Genomic DNA, 11,896 nt, shown 5'->3' on the forward strand with positions numbered 1-11,896 from the left:
GTGATCGAGCAAGAGGAAGTCACAGAATTAAAACAGTGGCTCAATACGGAGATAGGCCAGTACGCCCGTCGCTGGGAGGCTGGCCAGATTCGTCAACTATTGAGCAATGTCTTTGGTTATCATGCCATACAAATAGGGATGCCGCATTGGGATCTGTTACGAGAAAATCGTATCTCCCATAAATGGTATACGCATACCATGATAGAGGCTACCGCTGCCGGCACCTCGTTGGTCGTATGCGAACCAGAACACTTGCCCTTTGCAAATGAAAGCATTGACCTATTAGTTTTACCCCATGTACTGGAAACATCAAGTGATCCGCATCAAGTATTACGTGAGGTACAACGGGTTTTGGTTCCCGAAGGGCAGGTAGTTATTAGCGGCTTTAATCCGTGGAGTCTATGGGGGGCCCGAGAACGTTTACCCGGCTTAGAGAGTTTGTTACCCATTGAGCCGCATTGCCAACTTTCCCCGTGGCGATTGATTGATTGGCTAGAGTTGCTGTCATTTGAACTCAATGCGGAATTATTTGGTTGCTATAGTCCGCTTTTATTACAAAAAAAATGGTTAGATCGATGGTCCTTTATGGATCGCCAAGGAGAAAAATGGTGGCCTTTTTTGGGGGCGGTGTATGTATTAAAAGCCACGAAGCGAGTAAATAGCATTACGATGGTGGGCTTAGATTGGTCTAAAAAACCTCGTGGTCGAGCTCAAGCCGCTGTAGTTACAGGGCGCAACATGAAAAAACAAGCAAAAAAATGAAAGAAGTTTCTATTTGGACAGATGGTGCGTGTAAAGGAAATCCCGGTTTAGGTGGGTGGGGGGCGATGCTGATTTATGGTGAACACACAAAAGAAATCTATGGCGGAGAACCGAACACCACCAACAACCGTATGGAAATCATGGCGGTGATTCAGGCCCTAACCCTGCTTAAAGAGCGTTGTTTGGTACATCTTTATACCGATTCGCAGTATGTACAAAAAGGGATGACAGAGTGGATCAGTGGTTGGAAGCAACGTGGCTGGCGTACAGCAGCAAAAAAACCAGTCAAAAATGCTGATTTATGGCAGCAGCTCGATGAGCTTTGTCAGCAACACCAATTACAATGGCATTGGGTTAAAGGCCATGCGGGTGACGCAGGAAATGAGCGTGCCGATGAGCTAGCAAATTTAGGTGTGGAGCAATTACAGGCGTGAACAGGAACGGTATGAAAAAATGGCTAGGTAGAGGACTTATCGTAGTACTGATTGGCTTAGTTTTACTGTATTTTGGGGCCAAAGACTTTCTGCAGCAGTGGGTTGCAAATACGCCTGTTTCTGCACCTGCGCCTCAAGCCCCTGCTCCCAAAAATGAGGGTATTTTGGTTGATGTGGTTTTTGCTAAAGAGCAGCGGCTTGCACAGCAAGTCACGGCAGTGGGCTCTTTGCTAGCACAAAATGCAACGATGGTTAGGGCTGAAAGCAGTGGACGTATTGCCCGTATTTTATTCGAAGAAGGGACAGCCGTTCGCGCTGGCACGACATTGGTGTTATTAGATACTGATGTCTTACAGGCTGAATTGCAACAAGCTCAGGCCCAGCTTAGTTTAGCTACGAGTCGTTCACGTCGCGCAACACAACTCAGTAAGCAGGGCTTTATCAGTGCTCAGGCCCAAGATGAGTCAGCCAGCGAGCAGGCTGTGGCTTTAGCCCAGGTCAACATTATTAAAACCAAAATGGATAAAAGCCAGATAAAAGCTCCCTTTGATGGCGTGCTGGGGTTGCGCAATGTGTCTGTGGGTGACTACGTTAATAATGGCACAGACATCGTCAGTTTGGCTTCTATAGATAAACTGCAGGTTGATTTTCGGGTACCCGAGCAGTATCTGAGTCAGTTATATGTGGGGTCTGCTATTCGTTTACGTTTAGATGCCCAAGCCGATCAGGAGTTTGTGGGGCAGGTGAATGCGATTAGCCCGTTAGTGGATGAGCAAGGGCGGTCGGTTCTGTTACGCGCTCATGTGCCTAATGATAAAGGGGTTTTACGGCCAGGATTGTTTGCACGGGTGATTGTGGATTTGGCAGAGGTGGATGCCATTATGGTGCCAGAGACAGCGTTGTCACCGGCTGGACAAGCTCAGTATGTGTATCGTGTCGTCGGCGAGAACATGGCACAGCGTATCGAGGTCGCGGTGGGGATTCGACGTGATGGGTGGGTACAAGTGACGGGCATTCAGGCTGGGGACAAGGTACTCACCACTGGACTTCAAAAAGTACAAGATGGAAGTCAGATCCGTTTTGAGCCTCCTGTCGATCAGACGCTAGCCGCATCTACAAAGGGCTAACATGAAAATCGCTGATTTTTGTATACGCCGCCCCGTTTTTGCGACGGTTTTATCGTTAATGATCGTACTCATAGGGTTGATTTCCTATGATCGACTCAGCGTTCGAGAATACCCTGCTATAGACGAGCCCGTGGTTTCTGTAATCACAAACTACAAGGGGGCCTCACCCGAGGTGATTGAGTCTCAGGTGACTAAACCCCTTGAGGACCAACTATCAGGCATTGAAGGGGTGGATGTAATGACATCCCGCAGTCGCTCTGAGCGCAGTTTAATCAATATTAAGTTTAATTTAAGTCGTAGCCCCGATGCGGCAGCGGCTGATGTGCGTGACAAGGTTTCCCGTGCTCGTCGATTTTTGCCTGACGAAGTGGATGAACCCATCATAAATAAGGTTGAGGCCGACTCCACTCCTATTATTTATCTGGGTGTGGAAATGGGCGAATACAGCCCTATTCAAGCATCTGATTACATTAATCGGTACATAAAAACGCGTCTGTCGGTGTTGCCCGGTGCCGCTGAGATACGTGTTTTTGGTGAACGTTTACCTGCTATGCGCGTGAATGTGGATAGAGCCCGTATGGCGGGTTTAAACCTAACCGTACAAGACATAGAGAGCGCCTTACGCAAGCAAAACATCTTGATTCCAGCAGGGCGTATTGAGTCTCAGTTACGCGAGTTTTCTGTGGTGTCCTCTACCGACTTACAAACCGTGGAGCAGTTTCAAAATGTGATCGTGGCGCATAGAAACGGTTTTCCCATACGCTTAGGGGATATGGCAGAGATTAAGGTGGCTGCCGCCGAAGAACGGGTTCTAGCCCGTTTTAATGGTCAAAATAGTTTGACGATTGGGGTGACCAAACAGTCCACCGCCAATCCTTTAAGTTTATCTAAGGCCGTCAGAGACGAGGTAGAGGCCATTAACGAGAATCTACCCGCTAATATGCGCTTAAATGTCGCCTATGACAGCTCGGTATTTATTCAAAAATCCATTGATTCTGTGTATGCCACCATCATTGAGGCCACGCTACTGGTCATGTTGGTAATTTTGTTTTTCTTGCGTAATGTACGCGCCAGCTTGATTCCTATTGTCACCATTCCTGTGTCCTTGATTGGTGGTTTGGGGATTATGTATGCCTTTGGCTTCTCTATAAACACCTTGACCTTATTGGCGATGGTATTGGCTATCGGGCTGGTGGTGGATGACGCGATTGTGGTGTTGGAAAACGTCTATCGTCATATAGAAAATGGCATGGATCGTGTGAGTGCGTCTTTTCTTGGTATTAAGGAAATTGGTGGGGCTGTGATTGCCATGACCCTAACCTTGGTGACGGTTTTTGCTCCCTTAGCCTTTGCTACCGGCAGAACGGGTCGGTTATTTATTGAGTTTGCCTTGACCTTAGCCGGAGCCGTTTTGGTGTCTGGTTTTGTGGCCTTAACGCTGACGCCGATGATGTGTTCGATCTTATTACGAGCTAATCACAAGCCAGGGCGTTGGTACTTGCGCATAGAGGGCTGGTTAAATACATTGACGCGCTGGTACAGAAAAGGACTACTGCGCGCCTTACGCCACAGAACGGTGGTGTTGTTGTTAGGTGTGGCGGTAGCGGTGGGCAGTGGCTTTTTATTTACGATCATCAAAAGTGAGCTTGCTCCTATAGAGGATCGAGGTGTGATTTTTGGTATTGTGACCTCCCCTGAAGGCTCCACGCTGGCGTACACCTTAGAGAGTGTAAAACAAGTAGAGCAGTTTTATGCCGAGCAGCCAGAAACGTCTGGCTATCAGGCCGTGATTGGCTTTCCTACCGTGTCAGACTCGTTTGCTATTTTGCGCTTAAAACCCTGGGAAGAGCGTGAACGTAGTCAACAAGAAATCGCACGCGGTTTGCAGCCTCAGTTCTCTGCTTTGCCAGGGGTACGAGCTTTTCCGACCAATCCCCCTTCATTTGGTCAACGAGCCACCTCTAAGCCCGTCGAGTTTGTGATCATGAGCCAAGCCCCATACCCTGAATTAGCACGCATTGTTGATGGGTTCCTAGAACAGTTACGTGACTACCCTGGGTTGCAGAATATTGATACCGACCTACGCTTAAATACCCCTGAGTTACGGGTGGAAATAGACCGAGATAAATTGGCTGATGCAGGCGTAGCCGTTGATACGGTAGGCCGCACCCTTGAGACGTTATTAGGGGGGCGACAGGTCACACGCTTTGAAGAGGACGGTGAGCAATATGATGTTATCGTTCAGGTGGATAAACAAAACCGAGCGAATCCGGCGGATATATTAGACATTTATGTACGGGCTGAAACCGGTGAAATGTTGCCTTTAGGTGGGTTTTTAACCATTCACGAGAGTGTTTCCCCCCAGTCACTTAATCACTTTAATCGATTGCGTGCGGTGATTGTACAAGCGGCAGTAACACCTGGATATGCACTGGGCGAGGTGCTTGCACATATGCAATCGGTGGCTGCGCAACATTTACCTGATTCCGTGCAGACGGATTTAGATGGTCAGTCCAGAGAGTTCCGGGATTCATCAGGCAGCATGTATTTTATTTTTGCAATGGCCTTGGTCTTCATTTATTTAGTGCTAGCGGCACAGTTTGAAAGTTGGCGTAACCCTCTTATTATTATGCTGTCTGTGCCTTTATCCATGACAGGGGCATTATTGGCGCTTTGGCTCAGTGGGGGAACCTTGTCTATCTATAGTCAAATTGGTTTGATTACGCTGGTCGGATTGATTACCAAACATGGTATTTTAATTGTGGAGTTTGCCACCCAGCTACGCAACGAGGGGATGGGCTTATATAGCGCCGTCGTTCGAGCATGTGAAATGCGATTGCGTCCTATTCTGATGACAACGGGGGCGATGGTGTTGGGGGTGATTCCTTTGGCTTATGCAAGCGGAGCCGGGGCCGAAAGCCGGCAGCAAATTGGGTGGGTATTAGTTGGTGGGCTAACTTTTGGCACCCTACTCACTTTATTTGTTGTGCCCGCCGCCTATACGCTAATCGCAGCAAAAATAAAGCCATCTCATTCAACCTCAGAGTAAATACGTGTTATGCGACAAATTGTTTTAGATACCGAAACCACAGGTTTAGATCCTGAAGATGGCCACCGGTTGGTCGAGATTGCAGGCGTGGAGATCGCTAATAGACAGGTGTTAACTGCGCCTGAAAATCAAATCCATCTCTATGTGAATCCAGGGCGTGACTCGGACCCAGAGGCCCTAGATGTGCACGGGCTAACGACCGAGTTTCTGTCTCAGCATCCGCCTTTTGAGCAGGTGATAGATCAAATTATTGCTTTTGTGTCTGGTGCCGAGATCATTATTCACAATGCTCCTTTTGATACTAAGTTCTTAAATGCGGAGTTTGTGCGCTTTGGGTATAAGCCTTTCACGGAATACTGTGGGAAAATAACGGACTCATTGGTGTATGCACGAGAGTTGCATCCAGGAAAGCGTAATAACTTAGATGCGTTATGTGACCGCTATGGTATTTCTAATGAGCACCGCGTATTACACGGCGCGTTATTAGACTCGGAACTATTAGCGGACGTGTGGTTGGCCATGACTCGCGGCCAAGAAAGCTTATTGATGAGCTTTGATGCTGACCGCGATGCGGATGGAAATAGCACGGAGTTTGCGCGTATTGATACCAGCGGGCTGCCTGTTATTAATGCCTCAGAGCAAGATTTGGCGGATCATATGGCCTATTTGGATGCCTTGGCTGCCATAAATAAAACGCCCCCTTTGTGGTACGAGCTAGAGCCTAAATCATAGCTCTAACCCGTATCGCACCAGAGCTACGGATTGTTATAGCTCAGTACGTAAGCTCCATAGCTCTGGGAACAACACCACATCCAGCATTTTTCGTAAATAATCCACCCCTGATGTGCCGCCAGTGCCGCGCTTAAAGCCAATCACACGTTCAACCGTAGTTAGATGGCGAAAGCGCCATTGTCTAAACGCATCTTCAATGTCAGTGAGTTTTTCCCCTAGCTGATAAATATCCCAATAAGTTTTGGGGTCTTTATAGGCGACTAACCACGCTGCCTGAATATCCATGCTGGCCTCGTAAGGGGTGGTCCAGTCACGCTGTAAGTAGGACTCGGGAACAGCAATGCCATGACGGTGCATGAGACGGATGGACTCATCATATAACGAGGGAGCCTCGTAAGCCTTTTGAACGGCAGCAAGCAAATCATCACGATGAGAGTGGGGTTTAAGCATAGCGGCATTTTTATTGCCCAACATAAACTCAATCTGTCGGTATTGGTAGCTTTGAAAGCCACTAGAGCGAGCCAGATACGGGCGCAAAGCACTGTACTCTGGGGGTGTCATGGTGGATAGCACTGTCCAAGCATGGACTAATTGCTCCATAATGCGGCTAACACGAGCCAGCATTTTAAATACGGTAGGCAGATTATCATTACGCAGATGCTCGACGGCAGCAGCCATCTCGTGCAGCATCAGCTTCATCCATAGTTCGCTGGTTTGATGCTGGATGATAAATAGCATCTCGTTATGATCCGGTGACAGGGGGTGCTGGGCATTTAGGATCTCATCTAAATGCAGATAGCCACCATATGTCATGTCTTTGGAGAAATCCAGTTGTGCGCCTTCGGCTTTCACAATGTCTTCGGGTTTTTGTGGTGTAGTCATACTCGTTATTTGAATGAGTTAAAGGGCGCGTAATATGGCGCGAACGGGACTGGCATCTGCCTGCATTAATTTTAAAGGTAGGGCGATGAGCTCATAGTCGCCAGCATCCACCTGACATAAATCTAGATTCTCTAAAACACGCATCTCGTAGGACAAAATACGTTTATGGCTATCTAGTGTTTTGCTTGTGGATGGATCAATGCTGGGGGTGTCTAGGCCAATTAAACGCACCCCATGCGCATGCAGTAAATCAATGGTTTCAGGGGCAAAGGCAGCAAACTGATCTTGCCAGTTTGTGGGAATAGCATGCGGATAAGTGCGTACTAAAATACGAGGCGGAACATACAGTAATGCATGTTCTACGTGATGCGGTTGAATCAGGTCATGACAGCCGATGGCATGAATGACGCGACACGGGCCTAAAAATGGGACTAAATCGAGTTCTCCCGCACTGTGGCCCCCTGCTTTGTAATGTAATGGGGCATCCGCATGCGCCCCTACATGTGGAGACATATGAATCGTACTGACATTCACAGGGCATTGAGCAGAGAGCTGCCAGGTCCAGTCTTGGCTATAGGGCGTATCGCCCGGAAAGACGGGGCTTAACGAGGAAATAGGTGGAGAAATATCCCAGATTTTTCTGTTTTTCATATTTTTATTGGTAAATAACGCTCTTTTGTTTATGGCCCATTAGGACGATACCAGATGGCGCAATGAGGGCTTAGGTCACAGCACTTTTTGCCAAATTAATATCGTATTTTTTATGATCTAGAATATCCGTTAGGATGTCTACTGCGCGCCATACATCCATAAAAGACGTATAGAGAGGGGTGAAACCAAAGCGCATAATATGGGGTTCACGATAATCCCCAATAACGCCTTGTTCGATCAGGGCTTGAATAACCGCATAGCCATGTGGATGAGCGATGCTGACCTGACTGCCACGATGAGCGTGGTCACGCGGGGTTTCTAGAGTTAGGGGGTGGTTCGCGCAACGTTGCTCAATGAGACGAATAAATAAATCAGTCAGCGCTAAGGATTTTAGGCGGATTTTTTCCATCGAGGTCTGTTTAAACGCAGCGAGCCCACTGGATACTAACGAGAGCGAAATCATGGGCTGAGTGCCACATAGTGCACCACGAATATCCCCTGCCGCCTGAAAAGAGGGCTGCATCTCAAAGGGAGATTGGTGTGCCCACCAGCCAGTTAACGGCTGAGTAAATAGGGCTTGATGTTTTTTAGGTACCCAAATAAAAGCGGGTGCACCGGGGCCAGCATTCAGGTACTTGTAGGTACAGCCTACGGCAAAGTCGGCTTTTGCCTGAGTTAAATCCACCGGAACGGCCCCAGCGGAATGACATAAATCCCAAATTATTAACGCACCTTGTTGTTGAGCATGAGCAGTTAAGGCCGCCATGTCTAACATATAGCCGGTACGATAGTTGACATGCGTTAACAGAACGACGGCCACATCCGTATCAATAGCGTGCTCTAGGTCAGCTGGGCTATCGACTAAGCGCAGTTCGTAACCATCATCTAAAAAGTGCTTAATTCCCTCTAGGATGTAAATATCGGTAGGGAAATTACTGCGCTCTGTAAGAATGATGCGACGCTGTGCAGTAGCTGCGTTATTTTTTTGAATGTGCAAAGCACCGGCAACGGCTTTAAAAATATTTACTGATGTTGAATCAGTGACTGCGACCTCGTCGGGCCCGGCTCCAATAATAGGGGCTAATTCATTACCAATGGAAAGAGGGCGATTAAACCAGCCGGCTTTATTCCAGCTTTTAATGAGATCGGTACCCCATTCTTGGCTAATGATATGTTGAGCATGGGAGAGCGCTGCTTTAGGTTGAGCACCTAATGAATTACCATCCAAATAAATGGTGTCTGCAGGTAAGGCAAATAACTCACGTAGATGAGCCAGTTCGTCTTTGGCATCAAGCTGAGAGCAGTCGTGTTCTGAAATCATATAAAACCTTGGGTAAATATGGATACGTAAAGCAAATTGTACTTATCTATATATTATCCAAGGCTTTAACCGATTCCGGTACTGCTGTTTATGCGTATATGCGATTGAGGTATTTTATTTTTTTGTGTATTTATCGACCAGTGATCGGGCGGCCTTGACCAGTTCTGCACCTTTATGTTGTTGATTCATTTGCTGTATCCATTGCTCTGTCACTGTCAGGGCGGCAGCTTCCCAATGTTCAGTTTGGGTGGTGGTTAGGTAAATAATTTCATTACCACGCTCTTGGGCAGCCTGTAAGCCCACGGCATCGGCTTGGGCAAATTGCTCACTAATCCACGCAGAGGTAGTAGCGCCACTGTTTTTATCTATTACGGCTTGTAGCTCTGGGCTTAACGAGTGGTAGCGGGCGGGATTCATCAACAACACCATGGTAGAGGTGGCTAGGGTGCGGCCTTTGACGACATCGGTGTGATATTGCGTGAGTTCATGGGCTTTGGTTGCGGGCAGTACTTCCCACGGGGCCATCGCACCATCAATAACTCCTTTGGATAAAGCCTCGGTAATTTGAGGAACAGGCATGCCAACAGGAGTTGCCCCTAAGGCACTCAGTAAACGGGTGCTTAATCGAGAGGGGGCTCGGATTTTTAAGCCTGCTAAATCAGAAAGCTTGCGTACTGCTGTTTTCCGTGTGTGAATTTGGTAAGGGCCGCTGATCCACGCCGCAATGAGTTTGACATCAGCAAATTCTGCTTGGGCGTAGTCGTTAATAAAGTCCCATAAAGCACGAGATGAGGCGGGAGCAGTGGTCGTCATAAAGGGCAGCTCAAAGACCTCTGAGATAGGAAACATCCCTGGGTTATAACCGGGTAAAGTCCAGACCACGTCTGCGATCCCATCTCTAACTTGATTCAGTAATTGTGCCGGAGTCCCCCCCAATTGCATAGCAGGATAAATTTGGCACTGTAACTGCCCGTCTGAATCTGCTTTGATGGCTTCGCACCAAGGTTGAATAACCTCTTTATGGCCGGGAGAGCTAGGCGGTAAAAAATGGGCTACCTTTAGGGTAATAGGGGCAGCAGTTACAGCCGAACAGAGTCCAAATAAGAGCGAGGCAACCAACGGGGCTAGAGCTTTCATAGAGATCCTTATTAGTCTTTTTGCGCTTGACGCGCCTGCTGTAAATAATAGCCGATACGCCAAATATGATGGGCGTTTCTTTCTAACCATCGATAATTATCTGTCTCTAGCAAAATGTCTCTATTTGAGCTGGTGTGGCTGGGCTGCTGTAATAAAATGGAGCGCGTTTCAGCCGATAAGTCCTTGAGGGCTTTGGCTTCTACTTTTAGTTTTTTGACCCATTCCACCGGTGTGTCATGCTCTAGCCCAGATTGAATAAGACGGATTTGCTCTACGCAGTGCTCTATGCCATCAGTGAAAGCACGTTGATTTATCTGATGGTTTTCATCAATAAAATAATGCTGACGTGCCGCCAGTCGAATCAGGTGGTCAATGGCATGAAGTTGAGCCACTTTTTGTTGGTTTAGGACATTATCATCGCTTTCGATTTGCGTTCGGGTCACAAAATCAAACACAGACTCTAAGGCCTGAAGCTGGGCTTTAATTTGCATAATGTTGACGCGCCCTTCATTTTGTACGATTTGTCTATGGATAATGAAAATATCCTGTGCTAATTCCTCGATGGTGCGCTGTGCTGTTTCTAACGCAATAGCAGGCACCCCAAGTAAGCTGTTATCTAGGTGAGGGGTTAGGTCATTGGCCTTTTCGGGCAGTAGCCGTTCAACTAACTGTGCAAAGCGTTCAGTAAAGGGCAGAAAAACCGCCGAGCCAATTAAAATAAATAAAGTATGGAAGGCGGCCAAACTGAGCGCACCCGGCTGAATCTCTAAATAATTAGCAATACGCATCAGCGCAAATAAATAAGCCGGTAGCAAAATAATTGCAATTAGCCCCACCACTAAATTAAATAGGATGTGAGCTAAGGCCGTTCGCTTAGCCGCGGTACTCGCCCCTATGCTGACTAAGGCGCTGGTGATGGTGGTGCCAATCGCTGCACCTACAATGACAGATCCTGCTTGATCTAAACTAATAGCCCCAGCATGTACGGCGGTTAATGTAGTGGCAATCGCTGCCGTAGAGGACTGCAGTAACGCTGTCATCGCTAGGCCAATTAACATGATAATTAGGTGTGCGCCTAAGCCTCCCACCGGCAGAATCGCCAAATCAAAATGGGCCGTTAGGCCCCCCATGGCGTCTTGTAAGGTTCGTAAACCTAAAAATAAGATACCAAAGCCGGCGATGGCCATTCCAAAATCACCAATACGGCCTCGGGCTAAGAGCTTACAAAGAGCCCCTAAACCAATTAATGGCATAGTGTAAAAACTGAGATTGATTTTTAGGGCGACACCAGAGACCAGCCAGCCTGCAGCGGTATTACCTAAACTGGCTCCCATCACCACGCCAATGGCATGGGAAAAAGAAATTAAACCCGCACTCACAAAACCAATGAGAGTCACGGTGGTAGCAGTCGACGACTGCATCATTGCCGTCATGACCGCACCCGAAGCAAAAGCTTTCAGCGGGGTGCCGGTAAAACGAACTAAGGCTTTACGTAAGGCCTGCCCAGCAAAGGCAACTAAGCCTTTAGATAGCAGCATCATTCCAATTAAAAACAAGCCTACCCCCCCGATGAAGGGGAAGATTACATCTAACATGATTACATTTCCGTATGGCAAAAGGGGGCAGCTCAAAGGCTCAAACTGTTGTATCTTAGCTGCTATTTTATTTCAAAGCGCTATGTATGTAATAATACAGCGGTGTGCGCCGGTAACAAGTTCATACCGTCTCGTTACTGGTGCCCCTGTTTTTTCAGGGGTTTATGCCGCAGTATGCCTTGTTGTATACTGCGGCTTTTCTTTAT

The 11,896-nt window shown here is 47.6% G+C and carries 11 protein-coding genes; 6 read left to right on the forward strand and 5 right to left on the reverse strand.

Going from position 1 to position 11,896, the window contains the following annotated elements:
• Genes Q0Z62_RS06525 through dnaQ form a run of 5 tightly spaced genes read left to right on the forward strand, consistent with a single transcriptional unit; the run spans position 1 to position 6,104 of the window.
• Complete coding sequence (locus Q0Z62_RS06525) at positions 1-762, forward strand: class I SAM-dependent methyltransferase (protein ID WP_367180544.1); 762 nt, start codon at positions 1-3, stop codon at positions 760-762.
• Complete coding sequence (gene rnhA, locus Q0Z62_RS06530) at positions 759-1,196, forward strand: ribonuclease HI (RefSeq protein WP_269901295.1); 438 nt, start codon at positions 759-761, stop codon at positions 1,194-1,196. Before Q0Z62_RS06525 ends, rnhA begins: the two co-directional genes overlap by 4 nt.
• Before the next feature lie 11 nt (positions 1,197-1,207).
• Positions 1,208-2,323 (forward strand): efflux RND transporter periplasmic adaptor subunit, encoded by a 1,116-nt coding sequence (locus Q0Z62_RS06535; protein WP_298052424.1) that lies wholly within the window; start codon positions 1,208-1,210, stop codon positions 2,321-2,323.
• 1 nt (position 2,324) lies between these two features.
• Positions 2,325-5,372 carry an efflux RND transporter permease subunit gene (locus Q0Z62_RS06540; protein ID WP_298052427.1) on the forward strand — a complete coding sequence of 1,016 codons (3,048 nt, stop codon included), beginning with the start codon at positions 2,325-2,327 and terminating at the stop codon, positions 5,370-5,372.
• Positions 5,373-5,381: 9 nt separating this feature from the next.
• Positions 5,382-6,104, forward strand: a complete 723-nt coding sequence (dnaQ, locus tag Q0Z62_RS06545; RefSeq protein WP_269901298.1) for a DNA polymerase III subunit epsilon — start codon at positions 5,382-5,384, stop codon at positions 6,102-6,104.
• A gap of 33 nt (positions 6,105-6,137) precedes the next feature.
• On the opposite strand, the gene kynA is transcribed toward dnaQ, so the two are convergent.
• The 5 genes from kynA to Q0Z62_RS06570 all read right to left on the reverse strand — a co-directional run bounded on the left by kynA (position 6,138) and on the right by Q0Z62_RS06570 (position 11,690).
• Positions 6,138-6,986: a tryptophan 2,3-dioxygenase gene (kynA, locus tag Q0Z62_RS06550; RefSeq protein WP_298052431.1), complete on the reverse strand. Its 849-nt coding sequence runs from the start codon at positions 6,984-6,986 to the stop codon at positions 6,138-6,140.
• Between the two features lie 18 nt (positions 6,987-7,004).
• A complete protein-coding gene (gene kynB / locus Q0Z62_RS06555; protein ID WP_298052433.1) occupies positions 7,005-7,637 on the reverse strand; it encodes an arylformamidase in 633 nt (210 codons plus the stop codon).
• A 70-nt stretch (positions 7,638-7,707) separates the two neighbouring features.
• Complete coding sequence (gene kynU / locus Q0Z62_RS06560) at positions 7,708-8,958, reverse strand: kynureninase (protein WP_298052435.1); 1,251 nt, start codon at positions 8,956-8,958, stop codon at positions 7,708-7,710.
• 114 nt (positions 8,959-9,072) lie between these two features.
• Positions 9,073-10,095 carry a TRAP transporter substrate-binding protein gene (locus Q0Z62_RS06565; protein WP_298052437.1) on the reverse strand — a complete coding sequence of 341 codons (1,023 nt, stop codon included), beginning with the start codon at positions 10,093-10,095 and terminating at the stop codon, positions 9,073-9,075.
• 11 nt (positions 10,096-10,106) lie between these two features.
• A complete protein-coding gene (locus tag Q0Z62_RS06570) occupies positions 10,107-11,690 on the reverse strand; it encodes a Na/Pi symporter (RefSeq protein WP_269901303.1) in 1,584 nt (527 codons plus the stop codon).
• On the opposite strand from Q0Z62_RS06570, the gene Q0Z62_RS06575 reads away from it, so the two are divergent.
• A partial coding sequence (locus Q0Z62_RS06575; RefSeq protein ID WP_298052441.1) for a hypothetical protein occupies positions 11,689-11,896 on the forward strand: 208 nt, incomplete at its 3' end. The two genes, Q0Z62_RS06570 and Q0Z62_RS06575, sit on opposite strands and share 2 nt — an antisense overlap.

This window comes from uncultured Paenalcaligenes sp. (assembly GCF_947630565.1).
GTDB lineage: Bacteria > Pseudomonadota > Gammaproteobacteria > Burkholderiales > Burkholderiaceae_B > Paenalcaligenes > Paenalcaligenes faecalis.

Bases quoted from the DNA above. Each gene is read 5' to 3' on its own strand.
- rnhA (WP_269901295.1), top strand. From the start codon at position 759: ATGAAAGAAGTTTCTATTTGGACAGATGGTGCGTGTAAAGGAAATCCC.
- Q0Z62_RS06535 (WP_298052424.1), top strand. From the start codon at position 1,208: ATGAAAAAATGGCTAGGTAGAGGACTTATCGTAGTACTGATTGGCTTA.
- Q0Z62_RS06540 (WP_298052427.1), top strand. From the start codon at position 2,325: ATGAAAATCGCTGATTTTTGTATACGCCGCCCCGTTTTTGCGACGGTT.
- dnaQ (WP_269901298.1), top strand. From the start codon at position 5,382: ATGCGACAAATTGTTTTAGATACCGAAACCACAGGTTTAGATCCTGAA.
- kynA (WP_298052431.1), bottom strand. From the start codon at position 6,986: ATGACTACACCACAAAAACCCGAAGACATTGTGAAAGCCGAAGGCGCA.
- kynB (WP_298052433.1), bottom strand. From the start codon at position 7,637: ATGAAAAACAGAAAAATCTGGGATATTTCTCCACCTATTTCCTCGTTA.
- kynU (WP_298052435.1), bottom strand. From the start codon at position 8,958: ATGATTTCAGAACACGACTGCTCTCAGCTTGATGCCAAAGACGAACTG.
- Q0Z62_RS06565 (WP_298052437.1), bottom strand. From the start codon at position 10,095: ATGAAAGCTCTAGCCCCGTTGGTTGCCTCGCTCTTATTTGGACTCTGT.
- Q0Z62_RS06570 (WP_269901303.1), bottom strand. From the start codon at position 11,690: ATGTTAGATGTAATCTTCCCCTTCATCGGGGGGGTAGGCTTGTTTTTA.